General features: G+C 61.9%; 24 protein-coding genes and 1 pseudogene. 13 read left to right on the top strand and 12 right to left on the bottom strand.

What is annotated here, in order from left to right; all coding sequences use genetic code 11:
* The first annotated feature begins 36 nt into the window (after positions 1-36).
* The 5 genes from ACZ1G0_RS02750 (at position 37) to ACZ1G0_RS02730 (ending at position 6,210) form a co-directional block, all read left to right on the top strand.
* Positions 37-1,416, top strand: a complete 1,380-nt coding sequence (locus ACZ1G0_RS02750; RefSeq protein WP_472735538.1) for a 1-acyl-sn-glycerol-3-phosphate acyltransferase — start codon at positions 37-39, stop codon at positions 1,414-1,416.
* Positions 1,417-1,528: 112 nt separating this feature from the next.
* Entirely contained in the window at positions 1,529-2,821 is a 1,293-nt protein-coding gene (gene ccrA / locus ACZ1G0_RS02745) for a crotonyl-CoA carboxylase/reductase (protein ID WP_472735537.1), read from the top strand.
* A 379-nt stretch (positions 2,822-3,200) separates the two neighbouring features.
* Positions 3,201-3,914: a helix-turn-helix transcriptional regulator gene (locus ACZ1G0_RS02740; protein ID WP_472735536.1), complete on the top strand. Its 714-nt coding sequence runs from the start codon at positions 3,201-3,203 to the stop codon at positions 3,912-3,914.
* A 102-nt stretch (positions 3,915-4,016) separates the two neighbouring features.
* Positions 4,017-4,631: an acyl-homoserine-lactone synthase gene (locus tag ACZ1G0_RS02735; protein WP_472735535.1), complete on the top strand. Its 615-nt coding sequence runs from the start codon at positions 4,017-4,019 to the stop codon at positions 4,629-4,631.
* A 40-nt stretch (positions 4,632-4,671) separates the two neighbouring features.
* Positions 4,672-6,210, top strand: a complete 1,539-nt coding sequence (locus ACZ1G0_RS02730) for an ATP-dependent DNA helicase (RefSeq protein WP_472735534.1) — start codon at positions 4,672-4,674, stop codon at positions 6,208-6,210.
* Here the strand turns inward: ACZ1G0_RS02730 and ACZ1G0_RS02725 are convergent.
* A complete protein-coding gene (locus ACZ1G0_RS02725) occupies positions 6,207-6,623 on the bottom strand; it encodes a tellurite resistance TerB family protein (RefSeq protein WP_472735533.1) in 417 nt (138 codons plus the stop codon). The genes ACZ1G0_RS02730 and ACZ1G0_RS02725 overlap by 4 nt on opposite strands.
* A gap of 103 nt (positions 6,624-6,726) precedes the next feature.
* Here ACZ1G0_RS02725 and ACZ1G0_RS02720 point away from each other — a divergent pair, with 103 nt between their 5' ends.
* From ACZ1G0_RS02720 to ACZ1G0_RS02710, 3 genes are all read left to right on the top strand, one after another.
* Positions 6,727-8,370, top strand: coding sequence for a lysine--tRNA ligase (locus tag ACZ1G0_RS02720; protein WP_472735532.1), 1,644 nt, complete (start codon positions 6,727-6,729; stop codon positions 8,368-8,370).
* A gap of 57 nt (positions 8,371-8,427) precedes the next feature.
* Positions 8,428-8,829, top strand: coding sequence for a DUF4864 domain-containing protein (locus ACZ1G0_RS02715; protein ID WP_472735531.1), 402 nt, complete (start codon positions 8,428-8,430; stop codon positions 8,827-8,829).
* Between the two features lie 153 nt (positions 8,830-8,982).
* Entirely contained in the window at positions 8,983-11,280 is a 2,298-nt protein-coding gene (locus ACZ1G0_RS02710; RefSeq protein WP_472735530.1) for a glycosyl hydrolase family 28-related protein, read from the top strand.
* On the opposite strand, the gene ACZ1G0_RS02705 is transcribed toward ACZ1G0_RS02710, so the two are convergent.
* From ACZ1G0_RS02705 to ACZ1G0_RS02665, 9 genes and pseudogenes are all read right to left on the bottom strand, one after another.
* Positions 11,252-11,614, bottom strand: a complete 363-nt coding sequence (locus tag ACZ1G0_RS02705; protein ID WP_472735529.1) for a hypothetical protein — start codon at positions 11,612-11,614, stop codon at positions 11,252-11,254. The two genes, ACZ1G0_RS02710 and ACZ1G0_RS02705, sit on opposite strands and share 29 nt — an antisense overlap.
* Positions 11,587-12,692 (bottom strand): annotated as a pseudogene (locus tag ACZ1G0_RS02700) (EscU/YscU/HrcU family type III secretion system export apparatus switch protein). Before ACZ1G0_RS02700 ends, ACZ1G0_RS02705 begins: the two are co-directional and overlap by 28 nt.
* Positions 12,689-13,462 carry a flagellar biosynthetic protein FliR gene (locus ACZ1G0_RS02695; RefSeq protein ID WP_472735528.1) on the bottom strand — a complete coding sequence of 258 codons (774 nt, stop codon included), beginning with the start codon at positions 13,460-13,462 and terminating at the stop codon, positions 12,689-12,691. Before ACZ1G0_RS02695 ends, ACZ1G0_RS02700 begins: the two are co-directional and overlap by 4 nt.
* Positions 13,459-15,534 carry a flagellar biosynthesis protein FlhA gene (gene flhA / locus ACZ1G0_RS02690; RefSeq protein ID WP_472735527.1) on the bottom strand — a complete coding sequence of 692 codons (2,076 nt, stop codon included), beginning with the start codon at positions 15,532-15,534 and terminating at the stop codon, positions 13,459-13,461. Before flhA ends, ACZ1G0_RS02695 begins: the two co-directional genes overlap by 4 nt.
* A gap of 58 nt (positions 15,535-15,592) precedes the next feature.
* Positions 15,593-17,575, bottom strand: coding sequence for a hypothetical protein (locus tag ACZ1G0_RS02685; protein ID WP_472735526.1), 1,983 nt, complete (start codon positions 17,573-17,575; stop codon positions 15,593-15,595).
* Positions 17,572-18,435, bottom strand: coding sequence for a flagellar motor stator protein MotA (gene motA, locus ACZ1G0_RS02680; protein WP_472735525.1), 864 nt, complete (start codon positions 18,433-18,435; stop codon positions 17,572-17,574). The genes ACZ1G0_RS02685 and motA overlap by 4 nt, the downstream gene beginning before the upstream one ends.
* Positions 18,436-18,441: 6 nt before the next feature.
* Positions 18,442-19,002, bottom strand: a complete 561-nt coding sequence (locus ACZ1G0_RS02675; protein WP_472735524.1) for a MotE family protein — start codon at positions 19,000-19,002, stop codon at positions 18,442-18,444.
* Entirely contained in the window at positions 19,002-19,403 is a 402-nt protein-coding gene (locus tag ACZ1G0_RS02670) for a DUF6468 domain-containing protein (RefSeq protein ID WP_472735523.1), read from the bottom strand. Before ACZ1G0_RS02670 ends, ACZ1G0_RS02675 begins: the two co-directional genes overlap by 1 nt.
* A gap of 9 nt (positions 19,404-19,412) precedes the next feature.
* Complete coding sequence (locus tag ACZ1G0_RS02665; RefSeq protein ID WP_472735522.1) at positions 19,413-19,898, bottom strand: flagellar basal body-associated FliL family protein; 486 nt, start codon at positions 19,896-19,898, stop codon at positions 19,413-19,415.
* 115 nt (positions 19,899-20,013) lie between these two features.
* Here ACZ1G0_RS02665 and fliF point away from each other — a divergent pair, with 115 nt between their 5' ends.
* The 5 genes from fliF to ACZ1G0_RS02640 all read left to right on the top strand — a co-directional run bounded on the left by fliF (position 20,014) and on the right by ACZ1G0_RS02640 (position 23,773).
* Positions 20,014-21,720: a flagellar basal-body MS-ring/collar protein FliF gene (gene fliF / locus ACZ1G0_RS02660; protein ID WP_472735521.1), complete on the top strand. Its 1,707-nt coding sequence runs from the start codon at positions 20,014-20,016 to the stop codon at positions 21,718-21,720.
* A gap of 101 nt (positions 21,721-21,821) precedes the next feature.
* Entirely contained in the window at positions 21,822-22,319 is a 498-nt protein-coding gene (locus ACZ1G0_RS02655; protein WP_472735520.1) for a hypothetical protein, read from the top strand.
* Positions 22,312-22,575, top strand: coding sequence for a FliM/FliN family flagellar motor switch protein (locus ACZ1G0_RS02650; RefSeq protein ID WP_472735519.1), 264 nt, complete (start codon positions 22,312-22,314; stop codon positions 22,573-22,575). Before ACZ1G0_RS02655 ends, ACZ1G0_RS02650 begins: the two co-directional genes overlap by 8 nt.
* Entirely contained in the window at positions 22,572-23,294 is a 723-nt protein-coding gene (fliP, locus tag ACZ1G0_RS02645; protein ID WP_472735518.1) for a flagellar type III secretion system pore protein FliP, read from the top strand. The genes ACZ1G0_RS02650 and fliP overlap by 4 nt, the downstream gene beginning before the upstream one ends.
* Positions 23,294-23,773, top strand: coding sequence for a hypothetical protein (locus ACZ1G0_RS02640; RefSeq protein WP_472735517.1), 480 nt, complete (start codon positions 23,294-23,296; stop codon positions 23,771-23,773). Before fliP ends, ACZ1G0_RS02640 begins: the two co-directional genes overlap by 1 nt.
* Here the strand turns inward: ACZ1G0_RS02640 and ccoS are convergent.
* Both ccoS and ACZ1G0_RS02630 read right to left on the bottom strand, forming a co-directional pair.
* Positions 23,763-23,921: a cbb3-type cytochrome oxidase assembly protein CcoS gene (gene ccoS, locus ACZ1G0_RS02635; protein ID WP_472735516.1), complete on the bottom strand. Its 159-nt coding sequence runs from the start codon at positions 23,919-23,921 to the stop codon at positions 23,763-23,765. The genes ACZ1G0_RS02640 and ccoS overlap by 11 nt on opposite strands.
* Positions 23,922-23,930: 9 nt before the next feature.
* Positions 23,931-26,117, bottom strand: a complete 2,187-nt coding sequence (locus ACZ1G0_RS02630) for a heavy metal translocating P-type ATPase (protein WP_472735515.1) — start codon at positions 26,115-26,117, stop codon at positions 23,931-23,933.
* Positions 26,118-26,119: the final 2 nt, after the last annotated feature.

Here is a 26,119-nt window from a genome sequence, read left to right as displayed (position 1 = left end):
TTTACCGCGCGCCCCGTTCAGTCCATGGTGCGCCAGATGTTTCAAACGGTGGATATACCTGTCTGGGCGCTGGTGCTGTTCGGACTGTTTGCGGTGGTGGCGATCCTTGACAAGGTGCTGCTGCCCTCGGTGCGTTGGTTCCTGCGCCGCCGCCTGGAACGGGCGGTCGCGCGGCTGAACACCCGGCTGCAGCGCCCGATTCAGCCGTTCAAACTGGCGCGCCGCTACGACACGATCCAGCGTCTGTCCTACGACCCCGAGGTGGCGGTGGCGATCCAGGAACATGCCCTGGCCGAGGGCATCCCCGAACAGGTCGCCTTCGAGAAGGCGCAACGCTACGCGCGCGAGATCGTGCCGGGCTTTTCCGCGCTGGCCTATTTCGGCTTTGCGATCCGGGCGGCCAAGCTGATTTCCAAATCCCTCTACCGCGTGCGGCTGGGCTATTATGACGAGGACGCGCTGGCCAAGATCGACCCCTCGGCCACGGTGGTCTTTGTGATGAACCACCGGTCCAACATGGATTACGTGCTGGTCACGTGGCTGGCCGCGGAACGGTCTGCGCTGGCCTATGCGGTGGGCGAATGGGCGCGGGTCTGGCCCCTGCAGACCCTGATCCGGGCCATGGGCGGGTTTTTCGTGCGGCGCAAACAGCTCAACCCCCTCTATCGCCGGGTGCTGCAACGCTATGTCCAGATGGCCACCGACGGGGGGGTCACGCAGGCCGTCTTCCCCGAGGGGCGCCTGTCCCTGACCGGCAAACTGGGCCAGCCCAAGCTGGGCATCCTGTCCTACATCATTGCGGGCCACGATCCGGCGACGCGCGATGTGGTGTTCGTGCCCGTGGGTCTGAACTACGACCGGGTGCTGGAGGATCGCGTGCTGACCCGCGCCAAGGATGCGGGCCCGGGGCGTTTCAAGCTGCGCGCGGCCATGGTCCTGCGCTATCTCTGGCTGCACCTGCGGCTGCGGTTGCGGGGCAATTTCCACCGCTTCGGCTATGCCGCCGTCAGCTTTGGCGCGCCGGTGTCCTTGCGCGATTTCTTGGCCACGAACCCCGAGGCCCCGGCGGACGCACTGGGGCAAGAGTTGATGCAGCGCATCGACGCCATCCTGCCGGTGCTGCCCGTCCCGGTCATGGCCGCCGCCCTGCGCCACGCCGAAGGACCCCTGACCCGGGATGCCCTGCGCGCCACCTTCCAGGCCGCCGTGGCCGACCTGCAGGCGCGCGGCTGCCACGTGCACATCCCCCGCGACGATATGGATTACGCCGCCGAGGTGGGCCTGCGCACCCTGACCCTGCGCCGCATTGTGACCGAAACCGACGCGGGCCTGACCCCGAACCCGGCAGAGCGCGCCCTGCTGGAGTACTACGCCAATATGCTGCCTGCGGAACCGTCGGCGATCTTTTTGAAATAAAATTACGCCTGCGACCATTTTCACGTTGCTTTATTGCGGAGCGGCTCTTATCCAATGTTGCAATGCAGCGAGATTGAGATTCTGCGCTGCGGCAACTTGAGGAGTACGGAGCATGGCTTTGGACACGCAAACCGACATCGCGGCCTATGACGCCCCTGTAAAAGACCTGTACGAGATGGGCGAAATTCCCCCCATGGGTCACGTGCCAAAGCAGATGTATGGCTGGATTCTGCGCCAGGAACGCCACGGCGACCCGACCGAGGCCTTGCAGGTCGAGGTTGTAGACACCCCCAAGCTGGACAGTCACGACGTGCTGATCATGGTGATGGCGGCAGGCGTGAACTATAACGGCGTCTGGGCCTGCCTTGGACAGCCCGCGTCCGTGTTCCGCCAGCACAAGGCGCCCTATGCGATCATCGGATCCGACGCGGCCGGGATCGTCTGGGCCGTGGGCGACCGCGTGACCCGCTGGAAGGTGGGTGACGAGGTGGTGGTGCACTGCAACCAGGACGATGGCGACGACGAAGAATGCAATGGCGGCGACCCGATGTTGTCCCCGTCCCAGCGCATCTGGGGCTACGAGACCGCAGACGGATCCTTTGCGCAATTCACCCGCGTGCAAAGCCAACAGTTGATGCCCCGCCCCAAGCACCTGACCTGGGAAGAGGCCGCGTGTTACACCCTGACCCTTGCCACGGCCTACCGCATGTTGTTCGGCCATGAACCCCACGACCTGAAACCGGGCCAGAACGTACTGGTCTGGGGCGCATCCGGGGGCCTTGGATCCTTTGCGATCCAGCTGATCAACGCTGCCGGGGCCAATGCCATCGGCGTGATCTCGGACGAGGACAAGCGCGACTTTGTCATGGATCTGGGCGCCAAGGGCGTGATCAACCGCAAGGATTTCAAATGCTGGGGCCGCCTGCCCGAGGTGGGCACCGACGAATACGTCGAATGGTTCGCCGAGGTGCGCAAGTTCGGCAAGGCGATCTGGGACATCACCGGCAAGGGCAACAACGTGGATATGGTGTTCGAACACCCGGGCGAGGCGACCTTCCCCGTGTCCACCTTTGTGGTGAAACGCGGCGGCATGGTGGTGATCTGTGCGGGCACCTCTGGCTACAACTGCACCTTTGACGTGCGCCACATGTGGTCCCACCAGAAACGCCTGCAGGGGTCACACTTTGCCCACCTCAAACAGGCCAGCGCGGCGAACAAGATGATGCTGGAACGTCGGATCGACCCCTGCATGTCCGAAGTGTTCCCCTGGGACGACCTGCCCGAGGCGCACATGAAGATGCTGCGCAACGAGCATAAGCCCGGCAATATGTCCGTTCTGGTGCAAGCGTCAAAGACGGGGATGCGCACCTTTGACGAGGTGTTGGACGCCGCGCCCAAGGGCTGACCGCCCGCACGGCGACCTGTACGCCCCCCGATTCTGACCGCCCCGATGGCCCACACGCCGCCGGGGCGGTTTGCGTTTGAGTGGTGCGTAGGGATTGCAAAGACTTACAAGACCGCCCCTCGCTATTTCGGGGGAGGGAAAAACAGCGAATTTCGCGGAAAAGCCGCTCCCGCTAAGGTTGTGTTAATCTTACGTTAACCTTGCTGTGAGGATTTGAAGATGTCGAACAACTGGATGATTACCGTTCTATCGGACATACGCGACTTTGCCCGTGCCAACGACATGTCGATTCTCGCTGCACAGCTGGATGACACGGTGTTGATCGCGGTGCACGAGCTTGCGCAGGCCGAGGTGCTGCATCCCCCAGCAGGCGTAACCCGTGACCCATCGATTGGAAGACTTTCTGGACCGACTGCAAGCCATCCAAACCCAGGATGACCTACAGGGCTGCGTCGAACATCTGCGCGATGCCTACGATGTGGAACACCTCGTTTACCATTCGGTGAAATCCACGGGCCAGCAATACGCGGCCCTGACCTATGCGCCCACGTGGATCGAGACCTACGTGGGCCAGCAATACGAAAAGATCGACCCCGTGGTCCAAGGCTGTTTCCAGCGCTTCACCCCCGTGGACTGGAAACGGCTGGACTGGACCGGCAAGCCCGCCCGCGAGGTGCTGGGCGAAGGGATCGCCGCCGGTCTGGGCAATCAGGGGTTTTCCGTGCCGATCCGGGGCCCGAACGGTCAATTCGCCCTGTTCACCATCAATCACAAGGCCAACGACGACCAATGGGCCGATTTCACCCGGGCCTTCATGCCCAACCTGATCCTTGCCGCCCACTACATCAACGAGCGGGCCTTGGCGATCGAAGGCAAGGCCGATGTGGCCGACCGGCAGGCCCTGTCCCCGCGCGAAACCGACGCCCTGTCCCTGCTGGCCATGGGCCTGAACCGGGCGCAGGCAGCCGAAAAGTTGCAGATTTCGGAACATACCCTGCGGGTCTACATCGAATCCGCGCGCTTCAAACTGGGGGCGGCCAACACCACCCACGCGGTGGCCAATGCGATGACTCGCGGGTTGATCTGCCTGTGAACGCGGGCTGTTGCGCGGGCTTTTAGGCAGCGCGCGCTAAGACATCGGTAATCTGCTCAGGCGCAGACCCCCTTTCCATCACGAAATGGACAGGAGGCTCCGATGATCCGCTACCTTTATTCCACCGAACTGGCCGACCACCCCGCGCTGGCCGATCAGATGTTTCGCCACCGCACCGCGCAGTTTCGCGACCGGCTGGACTGGGATGTGACCGTCGATGATCTGGGCTGGGAAACGGACGACTACGACCGCATGAACCCGCTGTATGTGATCTGGCAGGACGCCAAGGGCGGGCACGCTGGGTCCATGCGGTTTCTGCCCACCACGGGGCCGACCATGCTGGCGGACCACTTCGGCCACCTGACGGAGGGTGTGGACATCCGCAGCCCGCGTATCTGGGAATGCACGCGGTTCTGTCTGGCCCCCGGGGCCAAGGGCGCGGTGGCGGCAGGCCTGATGCTGGGCGCGGCAGAGCTGGGCGTGGGCATGGGGCTGACCCATTCCGTGGGGGTGTTCGACGCGGTCATGCCGCGGCTGTACAAACGTCTGGGCTGGGCGCCCACGGTGATCGGCACCCGCGACGGGATCAGCGCGGGGCTATGGGCGTTTCACCCGGACCGCCGGGCGGACCTTGCGCGCCGGGCGGGGGTCACGCCTGCGGCATCCAAAGGCTGGTTCGACGCGACCTTCGGGCCCCTGCCGCAAATGAACGTCTAGGGCACTGGTGGCGGGCGGGCCGCTCCAATAGGGTGCGACCATGGATACACGCACCGTCATCACCTTCTCCGACGATCAGGCAGAGGCCTTCGACCGTGTGTCGGAGGTTCTGTCCCACGCGGGCGTGAACCTGTCCGATGCCCTGCTGACCCCGCCGTCGGATGGGACATCCCAGGTTTTGGCGGTGATCGGCAAGGCGGGGTCGGGCAAGACCCTGCTGCTGGCCGAATTGGTCAAGGCGTTGGAGGCGGCGGGCGTCGATCTGGTCAGCGGCGACTACGAGGGGCGCGCGCGCAAGGACCGACGCACCCTGGCCATCCTCGCCCCCACCAACAAGGCCGCCAGCGTCTTGCGCAACCGCGGCGTGCCCGCCACCACGATCCACCGGATCCTGTACACCCCGGTCTACGATCCCGAATACGAAAAGGTCGCCGAATGGCTGGCGGGCGAGGGCGAGCGCCCCGAGATCGAGGGGCTGACCGACGAGTTGATGGAACGCGCCGCCCGGGTCTATGCCCAGCATAAATCCGTGCCCGGGGCGCTGGCGGCCGCTGGGCTGCGCGGGTCGGATTTCATCACCGGGTGGAAACGCCGGGACGCGCCGCTGGACATCGGGTTCGTGGACGAATCCTCCATGCTGGATGATAAGCAATATGAGGACCTGCGCGAGATTTTCCCAACCCTGATCCTGTTCGGGGACCCGGCACAGCTGGCCCCCGTGGGGCAATCGGGCCAGATGGTGTTCGAAAAGCTGCCCAAGACAAAGGTGCTGGAACTGTCCCGCGTGCACCGACAGGCCGCTGACAACCCGATCCTTGATCTGGCCCACGCCTTGGCCGACCCGCAACTGGGGTTCGAGGAGTTTGAGCGGATGATCGAAGACGCCAGCACCCGGGACGAACGGGTGCAGATGGCCCCCCGCGTGGACAGCGATTTGATGGCACGCAGCCCCGTGCTGGTCTGGCGCAACGCCACCAGGATCCGCCTGATCCGCGCCTTTCGCAACGCCCACGGCGCCCCCGAGGATCAACTGCTGGCCGGGGAACCGATGATCTGCGACGGGCTGGAACTGCCCCTGAAACACCGCAAGAAACGCATCGACCTAGAGGCGCGGGGCCTGATCAAGGGCGCGCAGGTGATCTATCTGGGCCCCGGGCGCAAACCCGGGTTCAGCCGCCTGCATGTGATCGGCGCACCCGACCCGCAGGTGAGTGCGGCCAGCATCGTCAAGATCGAAAGCCCGGACGAGGAGGAACCGTTCCTGCCTTACGCCGCGCGCATGGGGGCCACGTTCCTGCATGGGGCCGCCGTGACCATCCACAAGGCGCAAGGATCGCAGTGGGACCGGGTGCAGGTCTTTGCCCCCGACCTCTACGCCGCCGCCCGGGTGGGCCGGACCGAGGCGGGGCAACCCCTGTGGAAACGGCTGGCTTATGTGGCCATCACCCGCGCCGCCGAACAACTGATCTGGGTGCGCCGCTATGCCCTGGCCCGCCCCGTGGCGGCCCTTGGTACCGACGACATACAGGCCCCTGCCGCGCAATTGACCCTGGAGGCTCAGGACCCAGAGGCGGGTTAAAGCGTCAGGTGACGGGCGCGCGCCCCGCGCTCGATCGCGGCGGCGTGCAGGCGGTCAATCTCCAGCTCTGCCCGGATTTCCGACAACATCGCCAGTTCGGACTGCTGCAACCGGCCATCGGCGGCGGCCACGTCGCAGGCCATGGCGTAGGCGGTTTCGTAATGTGTGTCGGGCAGGGCGTCGCGGATCAGGCCGAACAGGGCGTCCAGACCGTCTTCTTCCTCCAACAGGTCAAACACGGTTTGTGCGGCCTGCTGCATCCGGTCGATGTCATATTCCGCAAAGATCGGCAGGTGGTCCACGATGCGCTGAATGGTCAACAGCTCTGACGTGTTAATGTTGGCGTCCGAGGCGGACACCGCGATCATCAAGGCCACGAGGGCGTCTTGCGGGCTAAATGCGGAGTCTGTCACGGTGTGCGCCTTCCAAATGTGCGATATGGCTTAATTTATTGACGACACCGCCCCCCCGCAATAGGGAGTGGCACCTGTTTTAACCCATCTCAAGGATGTGATGATGACGACCCTGCGCGACGCTGCACTGACCTCCAAGGCTTGGCCCTTTGAAGAAGCCCGCCGGTTGTCGAAACGCTATGCCAAGAAGCCCCCCGAAAAGGGCTATGTCCTGTTCGAGACGGGCTATGGCCCGTCCGGCCTGCCCCATATCGGCACCTTTGGCGAGGTGGCGCGCACGACCATGGTCAAACGCGCCTTCGAGATGATTTCCGACATCCCCACCAAGCTGATCTGTTTTTCCGACGATCTGGACGGGATGCGCAAGGTGCCCGGCAATGTGCCCGACCCGCAGGCCCTGGAGGCGCATTTGCAGCGCCCCCTGACGTCCGTCCCTGATCCGTTCGGCACCCACGAGAGTTTCGGCCACCACAACAACGCCATGTTGCGCCGGTTCCTGGACACCTTCGGGTTTGAGTATGAGTTCATCAGCTCGACCGAGTTTTACGGGTCCGGCCAGTTCGACGAGGTGCTGCTGCGCGCCGCCGAACGCTATGACGACGTGATGAAGATCATGCTGAAATCCCTGCGCGAGGAACGGCGCGAGACCTATTCGATCTTTCTGCCGATCCACCCCGAAACGGGCCGGGTGCTTTATGTCCCGATGAAACATGTGGATGCGACCGCCGGCACCGTGACCTTTGACGACGAGGACGGGCGCGAGTTCACACTGCCCGTCACGGGCGGCAACGTGAAGTTGCAGTGGAAGCCCGATTTCGGCGCCCGCTGGGCCGCACTGGACGTGGATTTCGAGATGTACGGCAAGGACCACAGCACCAACACCCCGATCTATGACGGGATTTGTCGGGTGCTGGGGGGCCGCGCGCCGGAGCATTTCACCTATGAATTGTTTTTGGATGCCAATGGGCAGAAGATCTCCAAAACCTCTGGCAACGGGATTTCGATTGATGAATGGCTGACCTATGCGGCCACGGAGTCGCTCAGCTATTTCATGTACTTGAAACCCAAGACCGCCAAGCGGATGCATTTTGATGTGATCCCAAAGGCGGTGGATGAATACCACCAGCAGCTGCGCGCCTATGCCGGGCAAACGCCCGAACAGCAGGTCAATAACCCGGTGTTCCATATCCATTCCGGCGATGTGCCCACGTCCGACATGGTGGTGCCGTTTTCCATGCTGCTGAACCTTGCCAGCGTTGCAGGGGCCGAGGACAAGGACGCCCTGTGGGGCTTCATCGGCAAATACGCCCCCGATGCCACGCCCGAGGGCAACCCCGCCCTGGACGCCGCGGCGGGCTATGCCGTGCGCTATTACAACGATTTCGTGAAACCGACCCGGGTATTCCGCGCGCCGAGCGATCAAGAACGCGCCGCACTGGAACATCTGGCCCGCGCCCTGTCCTCGCCCGAGGCGGCGTTGCAGGCGATTGCGGACAAGAACGCCATGATGGGCAACGACGACCCCGCGCCGCAGGTGGATTTCACCAGCGAGGAATTCCTGCAATCCATCGTGTTCGCCATCGGCAAGCTGCACGGATTTGACCCCCTGCGGGACTGGTTCAAGACCCTGTATGAGGTGCTGTTGGGCGCGTCGCAGGGCCCGCGTTTCGGGTCCTTCATGGCCCTTTACGGGGTGGATGCGTCGATCCAATTGATCGAAGACGGGCTGGCGGGCAAGTTGTCGTGATTTGACGGGGCGGCCGCGGGGTCTAGGGTTAAGATCACCAGACACCCGGAGGCCCCCATGACCCGACCCCTTGCTATCTTATTCGCGATCCTTCTGTCCGCCCTGCCCCTACGCGCGGACGAAGGTGCCATCCAGGGCGTCATCGGCGCGCAGATCCAAGCCTTCCAGGCGGACGATTTCGAACAGGCCTGGACCTACGCCAGCCCGACCATTCAGGGGCTTTTCGGCTCTCCCTCTCGGTTCGGGATGATGGTGCGGCAGGGCTATCCCATGGTGTGGCGGCCCGCGCAGGTGGATTTCCTGTCCCTTGAGGATCTGGGGGAGCGGCACCTGCAAACGGTGCGCATCCGGGACCAAGCGGGCGATCTGCACTTCCTCGCCTATTTCATGGAGGCGACCGAGGACGGCTGGCGCATCGACGGTGTGCAACTGTTGCGCGCGCCCGATATCGGTGTCTAAAGTCCCGGGCGCTTAACCATCCGTTAACTGTTCATTCCTACTTCCAATGCTCTAGGCCGCCCAGACCGGGTGCGTCCCCCTATCATGAGACCGTCCCGGGCCCGGCCCGTGGGCGGTTTTCTTTTGGCCATTGGCAACGCGAAAGGTTACCGGATGAACAAAGCGATCACCGACGGGCTGGTGCTGACACCCCCCGCATTTCAAAATGGGCTGGATGTCTGGTCCTCGCAGGACGGCACGCCGGGCAGCGATACCTACGAAAACGCGGCCAATGCGGCCTTTGTGCCCGCCGATGCGGATTTCGCCGGGTGTCTGGAATTGCAAAAGGTGGCGCCAACCACGCAGATCCGGTCCATGGGGCAGACGCCGATCATCCCGGGCTGCTACATCCGGGTGCGGGCGCGGGTGAAAGCGGTCAGTGGCAACATGCCCAGCGTGCGCATCGCGGCCTACCCGGCCCGCGCCAATGGCTCGGCGGTCGGTGGCCTGCCTGTGTCCGGCCCGGCCACCCAGCTGAACACCTATGGCAAGGTTGAAATCGTCGAGGCCATCATCGCCACCGGGGCGCGATCCGGTGTCGATCTGGCATGGGACGACGAGGTAATCTATGCCCACGTGGGCCTTGATCTGACCGGCCCCAACGGCGGGATCATCCGCGTGGACGATATCGAGGTCGAGGATGTCACCGGCGCCTTTCTGCGCGATATGCTGGATTGGGTCGATGTGCGCGACTACGGGGCGCGTGGGGACGGGGTGACGGATGACACCGACGCCTTTGAACAGGCCGACCAAGCCGCGCAGGGCCGGGTCGTGCTGGTGTCCAAGGGCACGTACCGCCTGACAGACCATGTCACCATGCGGTCCCCCGTACGGTTCGAGGGTACAGTGACCATCCCCGCCGACAAGCGGCTGGCCCTGACCCAGAACTACGACCTGAACACCTATGCCGACGCCTTCGGCAACGAGGTGGAGGGGTTCAAGAACGCCGTGCAGGTCCTGTTCAACTTTTCCGACCACGACACGCTGGACATGAACGGACGGCGGCTGGAGCTGGACCGCCCCTTGGACATTCAGGCGATTGTGGAAAACAAGACCTCGTTCGCGAACCGGCGGGTGATTGCAAACGGGCAGTTCAACTGCGTCGCCTCCCCCCATTGGGACACGGATGTCGTCAACGCCCAGTGCACCTTTGACACGACCGAGCCGCGGCAGCTGTCGAACGTGCCCAACATCGCCAACATCCAGGTCGGGTCTCTGGTCGAGGGACCTGTGGGCGTCGGGCGCGAGGTCTATGTCAGTGGCAAGAACACCGCCCAAGGCATCCTGTTCCTGAGCCAGGCCCTGTATGGCGCGCCTGGATCACAGACCTACACCTTCAGCCGGTTCAAATATGCGCTGGATTTCAGCGGCTTTACCAACCTGCAACGGTTTGTCCTGTCCGATATCGAGTTGCTTTGTGCAGGCAATGCCAGTGGGATCCTGATCCCGAGCAATGGTTTGATCTTTCAGGTAAAGGATTCGTTCTTTACCGGCCCCAAGGATCGCGGGCTGACGTCCCACGCCACGGGGTGTCAGGGCATGCTGCTGGACCGAAACCAATGGCTGAGTTCCGAACAGGGGCAATTGGTGCAAAACCGGCGCACCATCGGGTTCAACACCAACAAGAACGACGTGAAGGTGCGCGACAACCGGGGCGTGCGGTTCTTACACTGGGCGGTGATGCATGGCACCGGGCACCTGATCACGGGCAACCACTTCTTTCAGGGGGACGGGGTGAACAACGGCGTGCGCAGCGCCGGGCTGGCCCTGACGGAGGCGAATGTGAAAACCTCGTTCATGGGGAATTACATCGACAACGCCTATCTGGAATGGACCAACGAACACGACGGCGCCCCCGATTTCCAGTCAGAGCTGTCCTTCGGCGGCCTGTCCATCATGGGCAACATCTTCATGTCGTCCAATGTCGGCGCAGGCTATCGCCCCATCCACATCAAGCCCCACGGCAGCGGGCATTTCATCAACGGGATGAACATCACCGGCAACATTTTTAAACAGATCAAGGGCCCCGCGTTGGACCGTGTGGATACGGTCAACACCACCTTTGCCGATCTGGACTATTCCCGGTTCGTGGATGTGAACGTGAAAGGCAACACATTTCACGGGGTTTCCAAACAGTTCCAGAACCCGATCACTGTGCCCGTCACTCGCAATTCCGCCGCCGCCGTGTGGGAGGAGGATTTGACCGACTACCTGCCCTTTGGCGGGCAGGCGCGCGTTGTCACCGCCCTGATGCCCGAGGGTCAGATCCGCAACGCCAGCAACCAGCGAATTGATGCCTTCCCCTTTGCATCGGGGCGCATCGGTCCCGACCGGCGGTCCATCCGGATCACATGGCCCGAGGCGGCCAAGGGAAAGGCCTTTGTCACAGCCCGCGTCGACGCGCCGACGTGATCGCCTGATCCAGCAGCTTGGACGTGACATCCCGCCGCGCAGCATCCCGTTGCGCGGCCTCCTTCAGGGGCTGGGTCTTGGCCCGTTCCCGGGCAATTTGCGTTTGCAACTGGCCCAGGCGCTGCCGCTGCCACGCTTGGAACTGCGCCGCTGCGCGCGCGGCCTCCAGAGTATCTGGGGCGTGCGCCTGCCCTGCGTTTGCGATGCGCTGGCGCTGCGCCTCTAAGTGTTGGCGCGGTTGATCCGCCCGACTGAAGCGCGCCAACTGCCGTTCCGCCTTGAGGGTTGCAATCTGGTGCAAGGCCGCTAGTCGGTCCTTTTGCGATGTCCCCATCCACGGCTCCTTGCTTTCTGGCGCATGTCCTCGGCAAACCGGATGGCCAAGGCCACCGGCGCGAAATGTTCCCGCTGGATCGGGGTGCCCACCTCGACGACGGCATAGATTGCACGGGCGGTCGGCGGGTCACTGTGGATCGGAATGCCATGTTCCTGCGCGACTTCGCGGATTTTGGCCGCGATCTCATCCACGCCCTTGGCCAGACAGACGGGGGGGACGGGTCCATGGGCGACCATTTCAGCGCCACGGCATAATGCGTTGGGTTGACGATGATCACCGACGCCTCTGGCACATCAGCCAGCATCTGGTTCATCGCAATTTCCTGCGCGCGCTGGCGGCGCTTACCTTTAAGGTGCGGATCCCCTTCGGATTTCTTAGCCTCGTCCTGCACCTCTTGCCGGGTCATCATCTGTTTCTTCAGGTGCGAATGCCGCTGCCAGAAGTAATCCGCAGCCCCGATGGCCAGCGAAACCACAATCACGATCCAAAGAAAGTCGATCAAAAGCTGCACCAACAGGGTCATCACGGGACCGGCGTCCAGTGTTGTACTGGCAAGGATCGCGTCGCGCTGCCGGATCAGGACAACGCCAAGAACGGTGCAAAAAATGATCAACTTGGCAAAGGATTTCAGAAACTCGACGATCCCGTCCGGGCCAAATTTCTGTTTTGCATTCTGCAGCAGGGATATCTTGGACCACTTGGGCGCAAGCTTGCTGGGGGCAACGACAAAGCTTTGTTGGGCGGCGATCGCCAGCATCGCCCCGGCCGCAGGCCCGGCTGACACAATCAAGGCGGCCAAGGTCCCCTCCCACACCATGGCGCCGGACACCGCAAACCCGCCCATGCCGATCATCTGCGCGCTAACCTCCTCGGGGCGGGCCAGCAACATGATGCCGAGATTGCCCAAACGGTCCACCGCAAAGGGCACTGCAATGAACAGGCCCAGCAGGAAACCGATGTAGCTCGCGGCTGTGTTCAGTTCCGCCGAGCGGACCAGATCACCCTTCTTGCGCGCCTCGTCCAGCTTTTGAGGCGTTGCATCAAATGACTTTTCACCGCCGTCAGATCCGCTCATGGAACAAGGCCCAAGGGTGCCATCAAAACGCGGTCAAACTGCAGCTTCCACACGGGCAACAAAATGGGGATCACCAGCAAGGTCAGGATGATCCCCCCCGCCGTGATGGCCGGGGCGCCAACGAAGGACACCATCAATTGCGGCATCGCCCGGTTCACGACGCCTAGGGCGACGTTGTAAATCGTAGAGGCGATGACGAACGCAGCCGCCAGCGTGAACCCAAGCGCGAACACATCCGCGATCAAGGAAACGCCCCATGTGGCGATATCACTGCCGCGCAAGATCTGCCCGACCGGCAAGGCGGTATAGCTGTCCACCAGTGCTTTGATCAGGAACACATGGGCGTGGGAGATGACCAAAAGGGTCAGCCCCGCCATGTAGATGAAATTTGCAAGCGCGGGCTGAGGCTCTGTCGCGGCGGAGCCTCCGAACAATTGGGACAGTGACGTGGATTGCGCGGCAATCGTGCCTGCGATCAGCAAGGCGTGGGACATGATTTTCAAAGACGCGCCATAGGCCAGCCCAATCGCGGTTTCAGACAACAAGATGGGCAACGTGGCCTGCCCGGGCAGCACGGAAACCGGAACCAATATCGGGGTCACGATGGCCGCAATGGCGAGGGCCACACCCAACCGCACGCGCGCGGGGATCATTTGTTCGCCCAAGGCCGGTAAAAGGAATACGATCGGGGCCACGCGGGCGAAGACCACCGCAAAGCCCCAAAAGATCCCTTGGGATTGGGCCATCACCGCTGTGATGATTTCGGTCATGCGGGCACAACCCCAAGCACGGCAGGGCGGTCATCTGGGCCAATTTCCTCGTAGGCCAGAACGGGATTGGACAGCCCCTTGCTGCGCACGATGGTCTGTAAATACCGCCGCCGCAGCGCCGATGTGATCAGGGCCGGATACTCGCCCCGTTCCGCCACCTCGGATATCTTTTCCACAAGGGATCGGGACAGCCTACCAAAGGCATCGGGGGGCAGGGCGATATCCACCATACCGCCCTCTTTCATGGTTTGGTAGTCGGAGAACTTCTGCTCCCACTCCGGTGCGAGTTGGATGATCGGCAGAGCCCCGTCGCCGCGCTTCAACTCTGCCAATATCTGAAAGGCGAGGCGTTGTCGGACATGTTCATACATCGCGTCTGCCGACAGACCTGTCCCTTTCAATTCAGCCAGACTTTCGAGGATCAGAGGCAGGTTGCGGATGGATATCCGTTCTGACAGCAGCAGCCGCAGAACCGCCAGCAGCGTCTCGACCGGGACCTTTTCCGGAATAAGATCGTCCAACAGGCGCTGGTTGGCCGCCGCACGAGCCGGGTCGCTGATGTTGGTGAATTCGTCCAGCAGTCGCTGCAAAGAGCGCAGGCCCAACAGCCTTGCAAAGTTGGTTTTGATCACCTCCAGAAGGTGTGTGGCAAGCACCTCGCCCGGGGCGACGACCGTGTGCCCGGCCAAGGTCAAGTCTTCCTCCGCATCGCGGGCCACCCACCGGGCGGGTGCGCCATAGACCGGCTCTTTCACGTCGGTGCCGGGGGTCGTCAACTCTATGCCGGAGGTCAGAACAAGAACGCGGTCCGGGTACAGAACATCTTCGGCCTGCGGCACGCCCATCAGCTTGATCACGTAGTGACCGACGGGCAGCTCCGCCGCATCGGTCAACCGAATTTCGGGTAGGATCAGACCGTATGTCTCGGCGATATGTTCGCGCATACGGTCGATCCGGGCGTCCAATCCAGTGGCGGGATCAAGGGCCAGCGACACAAGATCCGGCGCGAATTGCAGGTGTATTTCGTCAAAGTCGAGGATGTCGCCGGTCCGTTTGGGCGGCGCGGGCGCGGCCTCCGCTTCATCGGCATCGGGTGTGGTGACGGGGTCCACCCGGCTGACGTAGTAGCCTGCGCCCAAAAGCGCCAAAGCCCCGGCAATGAAGGGAATGAAGGGCAAGCCGGGGACCAGCGCAAACAGCATCAACAGGCCCCCGACCGTGTACAGCGCCTTGGGGTATTTGCCCAATTGCGCCATCAGGGCGGTGTCCGCAGCCCCCGTCGCACCACCGCGCGCCAAGAGCAGAGCCGAAGCGATCGAAATGATCACGGCCGGGATCTGACTGACCAACCCGTCGCCCACGGTCAGAATGGCGTAGGTTTCAAAAGCGACCCCCAAGGACAGATCGTGGACTACGACCCCGATCACAAGACCCATGACCAAGTTCAGCATAGTGATCAACAGGCCTGCGATGGCATCGCCCTTCACGAATTTGGAGGCGCCGTCCAACGATCCGAAGAAGGTGGTTTCCGCCTGCTCTAGCTCGCGGCGGCGTTTGGCCTCTGCGTGGTCTATGGAGCCCGCGGATACATCCGCATCAATCGCCAATTGCTTGCCCGGCATACCATCAAGGGCAAAGCGGGCGCCCACCTCGGCCATGCGGGTGGCACCCTTGGTGATGACCACAAAGTTCACGATCAACAGCACACAGAACACAACGAGCCCCAGCAGGATGCTGCCGCCCATCACGAAGTTGGCGAACCCTTCGATCACACTGCCGGCGGCAGATGTGCCCGTGTGCCCTTCTCCAATGATCAGTTTGGTCGAGGACACGTTCAAAGACAGACGCAGCATGAGGGACGCTAGCAAGATTGTCGGGAAAGAGGAAAAGTCGAGGGGACGTTCGATGAACAATGTGACCGTAAAGATCAAGATCGCCAAAGCGAAGGAGGCTGCCAGCCCGAGGTCAAGGGCCCAGGCCGGGACCGGTAGGATCATCATGACGATCACCGCCATCAGCGCCAGTGCAAGCAAGACGGTGGGCTGGAACAAGTCCTTGGCCGAAAATGTCATGGCGTGCGTACTCCCGATCCTGTCCTGCTCTGGCTATCGGAACATCGTTACCAAGAGGTTAGCGGCCCTCGTCCAGTAGCTGCGAAATCGCGCCGCGGAGCCGTTGGCTCTGTTCCAGCTGATCATTGGCCGCAGCAAGGGATGTATCCGCAGCCGGTACAGATGCGCGCGTGGCATATTGGGCCAATGTCGCGCGTGCGTCGGCATCCGGGGTGGCGGCAAGGACAGCCGGATCCCCCGCGATCCATTCCAATTCCGCCGACCGCACCCCCGGACGGGCGATCATCGGATTGCCCGCAAGCCACGCTGCGCGTTCGGCAAGGGCGGGCTGGCTCGCAATGGGGACCTCGGCCAAGCGAGGCACGGCGCGGGCGGCATCCCCCAAGGACAGAAGCGCTTCGACACGCACTTCTTGCATGACGCTTTGGCCACGGGCCGGGTCTTCGTCCAGCAGCCTGAGGGCCGTCAGGCCATGTCCCACGGCCGCCAGTTGGGAAAGGGCTGCCGCACGCGTTGCAAGGCCCGCCTCGGCCAAAACACCCTGGTCTTCGGTCAGCAACAAAAACTGCGCCAAAAGGACAGAGCCCAAAGCTCGCGTCGCTGTGGTGATGATATCATCCGCGTGCAGGGCCGCTTCGGGCGACGCTTCGATCATTAGATCCGATGCGGCCTCTACGTCTTGTGCCCAAAGGTGCGAGATGACCAAGGCATTCGCCAGCCGATCATACGCCTGATCCCGTGGTATCGTGCGCAAAACCGAGGCTGCAAGGCCACGCTGTACCTCGGAGGTGGCTGCGCCGCGGGAGGCGTTCTCCTCCAGCATAGCCGCCAACACGGGGGGTGATCCGGGATCATTGACCGCCGATGCCAAGTCTGGTGCCGCGTCCTTTTGCTGGGCTTCGCGTTCCACGGCAAGCTCTCGCGCCAGCATCGTATTTTCCGGTATCTTCCGCAAAACACGCTCAATGACGAACATCCGATTGGGCCCACGTATCTGGGAAATTGTGCCCAAAACCGCCCTTTGGTTCAGGGTTGCCGGGTCTATGGCATCGCGCGCGCCCAGCACGAACCAAAGGGCGCTGTGATCCGCGCAAGCCATCATGTCAGCGAAGGGGGACACGAGCGGCGTGACTCCGTCCATGATCTGGCTTGCGGCCAGCAGTTGTGGATCGTTCAGCCCATAGGCGCGCAGAACTGCACGCGCCTCTGCCCCGAAACGAAGCGATATGTAAGCCACGGCGAGGTCCTTTGCGGCGTCGAGATCCACATCCAAGGCCGGGGTGACGCCCGCTTGCCGCAGTGCGCCCAACCGGTCCATCACGTCCTTTGGGTCGTTCCAGGCTGCCAGATCAAGACGCGGCACAGCACCTTGGCATTTCGCGTCCGCGCTGGCGTCAAACGCATCCAAACCCTGCCGCAATCCCGACGAGATCGTAAATTGAGACTGTGCCGCGCCGGGTTCAGCGGTGCCGACTTGCATTTGATCAAGGGCCGTGTGTGCCACCATTGACCGATCCAACGCCTCTGCCACTAAATCCTGCAGCGCCGAATCCACGTCAGGTGCCGGGTTCTGTTGTGTGTGGACAGCACCGAGGTTCGCCGCGCGCGGGTCAATCACCGTGGCGTCTGCAACCGCGTTGAACTGCAATGGCAGCGCTACGCTGGCAACGGATTCCGGCGCTGCCGCCTCGGGCGCGCCCGCCAGATCAATCACAAGAAACGCATTGTCGAAACGAAAAACCTCTACTGAACAATCGCATGCATGATTGAGAGTGATTTCGCCGGCCGCGGACGAAATTGCGTTCAACCGACCACTTGGAAGGCGCCCCAACACCCCTGCGACATCCACGCGAAGCGTGTTTGACAAGGTCACCACATGGCCGTCCCCGGTCCGTTCCACGGCCCACGACTGATCCGCAGGATATTCGAACACGATTCGGGAAAAATCACTGTGTTCGCCAGAGCGCGCCGTGATCTGCTGCGCCTGCCCGGGTTGGGCCGAGCACATCCAAGCCGCCAATACGATCCAAAACCGCTTCATGTCATCTGCACCGATTTCAGCGCTTCTTCGAGGTCGGCAAAGCTGGGCCGATTGTGCGTTGGTGTATTCTGGCGTCCGACCTCAATGCAGATGTTCGTGGCATGGTTGTGCAAGTTGGCCACCAATACTTCGCGGACAAGTTCGTAAAAATGCGCGTCTTCTTCCATGATGGTCTTCAGCCGCGCCGCAAACGGACCCACCAGACCATAGGCCAGAAACACGCCTAGAAACGTCCCGACAAGCGCGCCACCAATCAATTTGCCCAGTACCTCTGGCGGTTGATCAATGGACCCCATCGTCTTGATCACCCCCAGCACCGCCGCAACAATCCCAAGGGCAGGCAGGCCATCGGCCACCGTTTGCAAGGCATGAGAGGAGTGTTCGGCATGGTGCGCATTGGCATCCATCCGCTTTTCCAACACCTCTTCGACTTGGTGCGGATCATCGTAGTTCATAGAAACGGCGCGCAGGGTGTCGCAGATCAGGTTAATGACCTCTGCATCGGCCAAGATACGTGGGTATTCCTGAAAAATGGACGAGGTCGCGGGCGCCTCGATATGTTCTTCAAGGGCCACTGCGTTTTGGCGACCAAGGCGGATCAAGGCGAACAGAAGACACAATAGATCTTTGTAGTCCTGCTTTTTCCACTGCGGTCCCTTAAAGACCTTGGCGATGTCTTTAAGCGTGTGTTTGACCGCCGACATGTCGTTGGCGATCAAGAATGCGCCCACAGCCGCGCCACCAATCATCGTCATCTCGTAGGGGAGCGCCTTGAGGATGATATCCATTTTGCCACCGGCCGCGATGTAGCCGCCAAAGACCATGGCAAAGACACAGATAATTCCGATTACACCTAGCATTTTTGATCACTCTCTGACTGCGTTTGCATTGCGCCCGGCCAAGACCACGCTGACGGAATAGGCCTGCTCCGGCGACAGGCCTGCAAAGACCGCCGCCGCAGAGGGCGGCTGCATGCGTGACAGAAAACCGGCAGCGAATTCCGGCGGCATGGCCTCGAAGATCGCGGCCGCTTCTTTCGGCTTCATGGCCTCGTAGACCGCTGTCAGCTGGCCCAAATCGTCATCGGCCGCGCTGGAGGATGCGCTCATGCGTGCGGCAAGGGCCTGCTCTGTTGCTTCGAGCTGGGTCAGCGCCTCGCGGATTTCGACCTCGGCCACGGCAAGATCCTGTGCGCGCAGCTCCAGCCTGCGGTTCCAATCCTCCAACCGTGCTTTTTCGGCCAGCAAGTCTTCGGCGATGATGGCCAACTCTGGTGTGGTCTGCATCTGCTGGGGCGGGAAAAGGTCCTGCGTATCTTCGGCGATAGCAACACCCACGTCTGCCAAGCGAAACGCAGCAGACGCCAGAAACAGCAGAACCAGTGTGGGCACCAAGCCGGTTATCTTGCGCTTTGCGACCTGCGCCATCAGTCCGTTCCCGAAAAACGCGCCCGACGGGCATGAAAGAATGGAACCTCGGGTTCCTCGGTTTCAACTGGGGGCGCGGATGGTTTGGCCTGCACAAATGTGTCCTCGGGAGGATCAGCGACGTCGTGCAAAGACGCCATCATCAACTCTAGCCGATCGGCGATCTGTTCACCTTCGACGATGGCCTCGCGCAGGCCAGCCGTTGCCGATCCGGCCTGCTTTTCGGCCTTCTCAAGTGCACGCTTCATATCATCGACCTGTTTCGACAATACGGCAATGGCACCACCGACACCGGATTCGAACCCGTTGAGCCGCTTGATTTTTCGCGAAAGCACAAAGCAGTAGACCCCTGCACCAAGAGCAGCGGCAAACAGCAGAGCGTCAGAAATAAGAGACAGCATGATACGCTCCTAAACGAGGACAAATTCAGTGATCAAAAGATCGCGCACGACATCATCGCCAACTACGATCTGCACCCGGTGCAACATATGCGCCCGCAGCTGGATCAGCGCGCGGCGATCTTCGAGCAGGGCCAGATCAACGGCCCGCAAATAAGTGTTCAGAACATCCACGATGCGCGGGGACAGGTCCGATACGCGGCTGAGCGAATCGCCGGATACTTCGAGGTGCGCCGAAAATCTGAGCTGTCGCACTCTGTCACCTTCGTTGATGGAGATGATCATGGGGTCCAGCGCCAGAAACTCGACGTCCATACCCTGCGTGGTTTCTGACGATTGTTCTGTTATTTCTGAGGGTTGGCCCGTAAAAAGCATCCCGCTAAAGGTTGCATAGAACGCGCCACCCGCGCCCAAGAGCGCAACAAGACAGGCGGCCAGAAGCGGCAGTTTGCTGCCCTTCTTGGGCGACTCTTCGGGGATGTCTGTCGTATCCGTCATGTTTTTTCCCAAATCTGCGATTGGGATTGAAATACCGGCCTATAGCTAACCGGTTGTTAATTTCGTTCAGCAATTGTTCCGCAACGGCACTCAAAAGAGTGGTGATTGAAGGAGAATGCCTTTGGAACGTATTGCTACGACTTGGACGGGACTGTCGGTACAGAACAGGGTCATTGGGGCGCTGGCGGGGATTGCGCTTCTTACAACGGTCTTTTTCATCGCGCGCACGGCAACAGCCCCGACGATGTCGCTGCTTTACGCCCAAATGGACGCCACATCGGCCGGAGACGTTGTCGCCGCATTGGACCAAGAAGGGGTGCCGTACCGGGTTGAGGGCACGTCGGTCTATGTCCCATCGACCGAGCGCGACCGCCTGCGCCTGACCTTGGCCGGCCAGGGCCTGCCCGCAAATGGGGCCGCCGGCTATGAGTTATTGGACGGGATGTCCGGCTTTGGGACAACATCGCAAATGTTTGACGCCGCATACTGGCGCGCCAAGGAGGGGGAGTTGGCCCGCACCATCATGGCCGGGCCTGCTATCCAGATGGCACGGGTGCATATCGCCAAATCGACAGCTGCGCCCTTTCAAAGGGACGTACGCCCAACCGCCTCGGTATCGGTCAGCGCCCGACAAGGGGCCCTGACGGGCGAGCAAACGCGCGCAATCCAGTTCTTGGTGGCCTCCGCAACGCCCGGATTGCTGGCAGAAGATGTTTCCGTCCTTGACGCAAACTCTGGACGTCTTTTGTCTAACTCGGACGCGGACACAGGGTTAAGCGATGCGCAAGACAAGGCGTTGCTTCTGCAACAACGGGTTGAAAGGCTGCTGACCGCGCGACTGGGTGCCGGCAATTTTGTTGTTGAGGTCAGCGTCGATACGAACGGCGACGATGTGCAGTTGATCGAACGGGTCGTAGACCCCGCCAGCCGCGTCGTCATCAGCACCGAGATAGAAGAGCGTGCGACCGTTTCGTCCGACACGGGCAGTCAGAATGCCGTCACCGTGGCCAGTAACCTGCCCGAGGGTGACGCAGGTGCGGGGGAACGGCGGTCAAACTCCGAGGATACATCGACACGGGAACGCATCAACTACGACGTATCGGCCACGGAACGACGGATTCAACGGGACAGCGGTCAGATCGAAAGGATCACGGTGGCGGTTCTTGTGGACGGGTTGCGCACGGCAGGAACGGAGGGGACATATCAATGGCAAGCCCGCCCGGAGGCGGAGTTGGAGGTGCTTGAAGACCTCGTAAAGTCCGCCGTGGGTTTTTCCGCCGAACGCGGTGATGCCGTGACGATCAAGTCTTTGGAGTTGCAGCCCGTACCCGACATCCTTGGCACACCAGGTGCCGCGCCCTCATGGTTACAGCCTGTCGACCTGACGGCCGTCCTTCAGCAGTTGGTTTTGGCGGCAATCGTATTTGCGCTTGCCTTCTTTGTGCTCCGCCCGATGCTGAAGCAAAGCAAACCGGCGGCGTTGCCCGCACCAAATGCGCCCGCCTTGCAAGGGGCAACGCAGCTGCCCCCAGCCTTGGGGGCGCCCGCCGCGATGCAGGGCCAGGCTGACGGCTCCAACTTCAGCTTGCCAGACTTGCCGCCCATGGACGGCACAATTGAGGATGGCGACGAGGCCTTTGAAATGCCGGCCCTTGGAACGGTCGCAGACCTCAGCCAATTCATGACACCTCAGGCCGGAACCGGCGCCGAAGACGATCAGGACCCGGTCGAGCGTTTGATGCAGCTGATCGAAGATCGGCGCGAAGAAACAGTCGAAATCCTGCGCGGATGGATGGATGAATCCGAGGAGGAAGTGCAATGAGCGCCGCTCCGTTCATCTGGGAAGATTTCGCCCAACCCGTGGCTTCGGTCACGACATCCGCCCCGGCGCCCGCTGGTCCAAGCGACGATCAAATCGCAAAAATGACCGAGGCCGCCTATCGCGACGGCTGGGAGGACTGTCTGACCAATATCAAGGACACCGAACAACGCGTGTCAGAGGCACTGGGCCTGCGCCTTTCTGAAATGCAGACGCAGATCGAAGCGGTTCAACACCGGGTCAACACAGATGTTCAGGGGTTTCTCGGCGAACTGCTCGACAAGATCCTGCCACGCATCGCCCAACACAGCTTTAAGCATCACCTCGTTGAAATGATCCAAACGCAAATGCCCGCCGCAGGATCCGTTGCCGTGGCAATCACGGTCTCGGAGGACGAAGCGCAGGCCGTACGTTCTTTCTTGCGCGCCCATCCCGACCTGCCCGAAGTCGACGTACACACGGATCCCACCATGGGCCTGTCCCAAGCACGACTGACAGTCGGTGAAACGACCCATAGCGTTGATATCATGGGAATTCTCGACGAGGTCGATAGCATTTTTGGCGATACACAGTTAGCATTCAAGGACGCAGCACATGGATAGCATCAAGGACAACCCACTGGTCAGGGTGCCGGTCGAGATACGCGTATGTGTCGGCCATGCGCGACCAACCGTCGGACAATTGATGTCGTTGCAACAAGACACGATCCTAGAGCTGGATCGCACGGTCAATGACCCTGTCGAACTCTATATCGGGGACAGATTGATCGCACGGGGTGAGTTGCAGGAGGTCGAGGGGACCACCGGCGGACAGCTTGCGGTCAAGTTGACTGACGTGGTCAGCGAGGACGGACCATGATGCGCCGCCTCGCCATTGCTCTGCTGATCATTCTCGCGGCGCAGGGCGCCCAGGCGCAGGATATCTCCATTGATCTTGGGGGTGACGGTGCGCTGACGGCGCGCACGCTGCAACTGATCGCCCTGATCACGGTCTTAAGCCTTGCACCCGGCTTGGCCATCATGATCACCTGTTTTCCGTTCATCGTGACGGTCCTTGCCATTCTGCGCCAAGGCATCGGGTTGCAACAGTCGCCGCCCAATATGCTGCTGATCAGTCTGGCGCTGTTCCTCACCTACTTCGTGATGGAGCCGGTTTTTATGGAAAGCTGGCGATCAGGGCTGTCCCCTTTGGTCGAGGGCACGCTGTCCGTGGAACAAGCCTTTGCCCCAACAATGGAACCCTTTCGTGCCTTCATGCTGGCCCGCGTGGACCCGGATACGTTTGCAGAAATGGCGGTGCTTCGGTTTCCGGACGGCGTGCCTGAGACCGATCAAGCGCCGCTGTCGGTTCTGATCCCCTCTTTCCTGATCAGTGAGGTCGCCCGCGCTTTCCAGGTTGGGTTCCTGATCTTTCTGCCGTTTCTGATCATCGACATGGTGGTGGCCGCGATCCTGATGTCCATGGGCATGATGATGGTGCCCCCGGCCATCGTCTCTCTTCCCTTCAAACTAGCGTTCTTTGTTGTGGCCGATGGTTGGACCCTCGTCACCAGCGCCCTTGTCCGGAGTTATATGTGATGCAACCCGCCCCGAAACCCACCGCCCCCGCGACCCAAATTGACGTAAACGCCGACCTTGACGTCAGCGACCGGGCCCGACTTTTGCTGCAACTGATAAATCGAGAGACTGCGGCACCGGATTTGCAGTCTTTGCGGGAACAGGCGGCCTCCGCAGCGGATGCCAAAGCACCAGAGGGCGCGCTGTCAGAAGCTGACCTGAGACGGGGCGCGCGCGCGCTTTTGAAACGGCTGGAGCGTAAGGCACCGCCCGTTGCCCAGCCAAAGCAGCGCAAAGCGCCCTCTTTGGCGGTTGTGCGCACAACGGTTGCGGCCTTGGTCGGGGAGGCTGACTTGGACGCCGAACACCCAGCGGTCGTGGCGCTTGTGCTGCAAAACCAAAGCAGCCAGACCAAATCCCAAGCCCTTCGCGCCATGGACGGTGCCCGGGCGCGGCGTGTGCAAACGGCCCTGACCGCACTGCAGAGCGCTAGGCCTTAGGGACATCGTCGTAATCGGTACGCAAAATGCGTTGGGCGTCCCCTTCGGGATCGTCGTATTGCCGCGCGTTCAACGTCCAAAGGAACGCGACCAGACCCACCAAGCCAAGGAACAAAGAGACCGGGATCAGATATGCCAAGACGCTCATGCTCTCTCCTTACTTGCGCAGCCGCAGGGCGTTAAGGGACACCGTCAGGGACGATGCGGACATAGCCAGTGCTGCAATCAATGGGGTCGCGAGACCGGCAATCGCCAATGGAACGGCCAGCACGTTGTACCATGTTGCCAGACGGAAGTTCTCGCGGATGCGTTTGCGCGCTTGGCCCGCCAAGGCGACCATATCGGGCACAACTGACAAGTCGGATTTCACCAATACGATATCAGAGGCCATGCGCGCCGCATCCAGGGCAGAGGCGGGGGACATGGATACATGGGCCGCGGCCAGTGCCGCCGTATCGTTCAGGCCATCCCCGATCATCATCACCTTGTGACCCGCGTCGGACATGTCTTGGATCATCGCCGCCTTGTCGGCTGGCAGCATCTGCGACGTGTAGTCGGTGATGCCGACCGCATGGGCCAGTCGCGCCACAGGCGCATGGGCGTCGCCCGACAGCATGATCACGTTTTTGCCCATGGCGCGCAGACCGGCGACGGCTTGTTGCGCACCTTCGCGCAAGGAATCCTCGAACGTCAGGGCCAAGGGAAGATCATCGCCCATTTGCAGGTAGGTTGCGGTCGTCTCTGCCTCGGTCAATGCACCGACCCACGACCCGCGCCCCAAGCGGACCATGCGACCGTCCAACGTGCCTTGGACGCCAAAACCGGGCACCTCGGTCACGTCCGCGACATCAGCCGCCGAGACACCCACCCTACGCAAGGCGGCGCAAAGGGACATGGACAACGGATGGGCAGAGCCTTGGGACAAGGCCAGCACCAGCGCCGCTTGTGCTTGGGTCAAATCGGTCAGGTTGGTCGGGCACGGCGCGCCTTCGGTCAGGGTGCCGGTCTTGTCGAACACGATTGTGTCGACCTCGGCCAAACGCTCCAACGCGGTTTCGTGTTTGACCAGCAGGCCCCTGCGGTACAGCCGACCACTGGCCGCCGTTGTCACCGCAGGCACCGCGAGGCCAAGGGCACAGGGGCAGGTGATGATCAGGACCGCCGCCGCGATGTTTAGGGACACGCGCATGTCTTGGGTGTAGATGAACCACCCCGCCGCCGCCAAAACCGACAGGATGTGGACGCCGGGGGCGTAGAGTTTCGCCGCCTGATCGGCCAGCGATGTGTACCGCGCGCGGCCACTTTCCGCGACCGCCACAAGGTTGGCAATCTGGCGCAAGGACGTGTCTTCGCCCGCCGCCGTCACGGTCACGTCGAGCGGCCCGGTCAGGTTGATGGCGCCTGCATGGACCGTCCCGCCCTGCCCCACAAAGGCAGGCAGGCTTTCACCTGTCAGGAACGAGGTGTCCACCTCGCTTTGGCCAGCGCGCACGACACCGTCCACCGGAAAGCGTGCACCGGGCATGACACGCACCAGATCACCTGCGCGAAGTTCCGCCACGGGGACGACCACTTCGGTGAGGCCGACAATCTTGAGGGCGCGGTGGACTTCGAGGGCCGAAAGCTCTTGCGCGGCGGATTGGGCAGAGGCGCGGGTGCGGTGGTCCAGATACCGGCCTGCCAGCAGAAAGAACGTGAGCGTAATGGCCGCATCAAAATACGCGTGATGCCCACTGAGCGCGGTTTCATAAAGCGACGTGCCCGCCGCCAGCAAGATCGCCAGAACAATCGGCACGTCCATGTTCAAACGCCGTCCGCGCAGGGCCGACCACGCCGACACAAAGAAAGGCTGGGCGCAGAACACGATGGCCGGCAGGGTGATCGCCGCCGAAATCCAGTGCATCATATCCCGCGTGGACGCATCCGCCCCGGACCAGACTGCCACCGAAAGCAGCATGACGTTCATCATGGCAAAGCCTGCCACACCCAGACGCATCAGCAACATCCGCCCGTGATCGTCGCGCCCACCGGCCTCGAGCAGGGCGGCGTCTAGTTCTTGGGCCGGATAGCCTGCATCGGTCAAAATCTCGATCAAGTCATCCGGGGTGACGTCGGAGGTGGCGCGGATCATGACCCGGTGCAGGGTCAGGTTGACCCGCGACTGGCTGACACCGGGCACCTTGGCCAAAACACGCTCGACCCCGGAAATGCACGCGGCGCAATGGATGGAGGGCAGGGCAAGGATGATGTCCCCCTCGGTCACACCTGCGTCTTGGGGCATATCCGGCAACCCCACACAAGCGGGGCAGGCCATGGGCCGAGAATGTTCAGCAACGTAGGTCATGG

The sequence above is a fragment of the Thalassobacter sp. HA4-2 genome (genome assembly GCF_055693705.1).
The sequence above is the reverse complement of the archived record's forward strand: the minus strand, read 5'-3'. Positions and strand labels throughout refer to the sequence as shown.

Bases quoted from the DNA above. Each gene is read 5' to 3' on its own strand.
- ACZ1G0_RS02750 (WP_472735538.1), top strand. From the start codon at position 37: ATGTTTCAAACGGTGGATATACCTGTCTGGGCGCTGGTGCTGTTCGGA.
- ccrA (WP_472735537.1), top strand. From the start codon at position 1,529: ATGGCTTTGGACACGCAAACCGACATCGCGGCCTATGACGCCCCTGTA.
- ACZ1G0_RS02735 (WP_472735535.1), top strand. From the start codon at position 4,017: ATGATCCGCTACCTTTATTCCACCGAACTGGCCGACCACCCCGCGCTG.
- ACZ1G0_RS02730 (WP_472735534.1), top strand. From the start codon at position 4,672: ATGGATACACGCACCGTCATCACCTTCTCCGACGATCAGGCAGAGGCC.
- ACZ1G0_RS02720 (WP_472735532.1), top strand. From the start codon at position 6,727: ATGACGACCCTGCGCGACGCTGCACTGACCTCCAAGGCTTGGCCCTTT.
- ACZ1G0_RS02715 (WP_472735531.1), top strand. From the start codon at position 8,428: ATGACCCGACCCCTTGCTATCTTATTCGCGATCCTTCTGTCCGCCCTG.
- ACZ1G0_RS02710 (WP_472735530.1), top strand. From the start codon at position 8,983: ATGAACAAAGCGATCACCGACGGGCTGGTGCTGACACCCCCCGCATTT.
- ACZ1G0_RS02705 (WP_472735529.1), bottom strand. From the start codon at position 11,614: ATGGGGACATCGCAAAAGGACCGACTAGCGGCCTTGCACCAGATTGCA.
- ACZ1G0_RS02695 (WP_472735528.1), bottom strand. From the start codon at position 13,462: ATGACCGAAATCATCACAGCGGTGATGGCCCAATCCCAAGGGATCTTT.
- flhA (WP_472735527.1), bottom strand. From the start codon at position 15,534: ATGACATTTTCGGCCAAGGACTTGTTCCAGCCCACCGTCTTGCTTGCA.
- ACZ1G0_RS02685 (WP_472735526.1), bottom strand. From the start codon at position 17,575: ATGAAGCGGTTTTGGATCGTATTGGCGGCTTGGATGTGCTCGGCCCAA.
- motA (WP_472735525.1), bottom strand. From the start codon at position 18,435: ATGCTAGGTGTAATCGGAATTATCTGTGTCTTTGCCATGGTCTTTGGC.
- ACZ1G0_RS02675 (WP_472735524.1), bottom strand. From the start codon at position 19,002: ATGGCGCAGGTCGCAAAGCGCAAGATAACCGGCTTGGTGCCCACACTG.
- ACZ1G0_RS02670 (WP_472735523.1), bottom strand. From the start codon at position 19,403: ATGCTGTCTCTTATTTCTGACGCTCTGCTGTTTGCCGCTGCTCTTGGT.
- ACZ1G0_RS02665 (WP_472735522.1), bottom strand. From the start codon at position 19,898: ATGACGGATACGACAGACATCCCCGAAGAGTCGCCCAAGAAGGGCAGC.
- fliF (WP_472735521.1), top strand. From the start codon at position 20,014: ATGCCTTTGGAACGTATTGCTACGACTTGGACGGGACTGTCGGTACAG.
- ACZ1G0_RS02655 (WP_472735520.1), top strand. From the start codon at position 21,822: ATGACCGAGGCCGCCTATCGCGACGGCTGGGAGGACTGTCTGACCAAT.
- ACZ1G0_RS02650 (WP_472735519.1), top strand. From the start codon at position 22,312: ATGGATAGCATCAAGGACAACCCACTGGTCAGGGTGCCGGTCGAGATA.
- fliP (WP_472735518.1), top strand. From the start codon at position 22,572: ATGATGCGCCGCCTCGCCATTGCTCTGCTGATCATTCTCGCGGCGCAG.
- ACZ1G0_RS02640 (WP_472735517.1), top strand. From the start codon at position 23,294: ATGCAACCCGCCCCGAAACCCACCGCCCCCGCGACCCAAATTGACGTA.
- ccoS (WP_472735516.1), bottom strand. From the start codon at position 23,921: ATGAGCGTCTTGGCATATCTGATCCCGGTCTCTTTGTTCCTTGGCTTG.
- ACZ1G0_RS02630 (WP_472735515.1), bottom strand. From the start codon at position 26,117: ATGACCTACGTTGCTGAACATTCTCGGCCCATGGCCTGCCCCGCTTGT.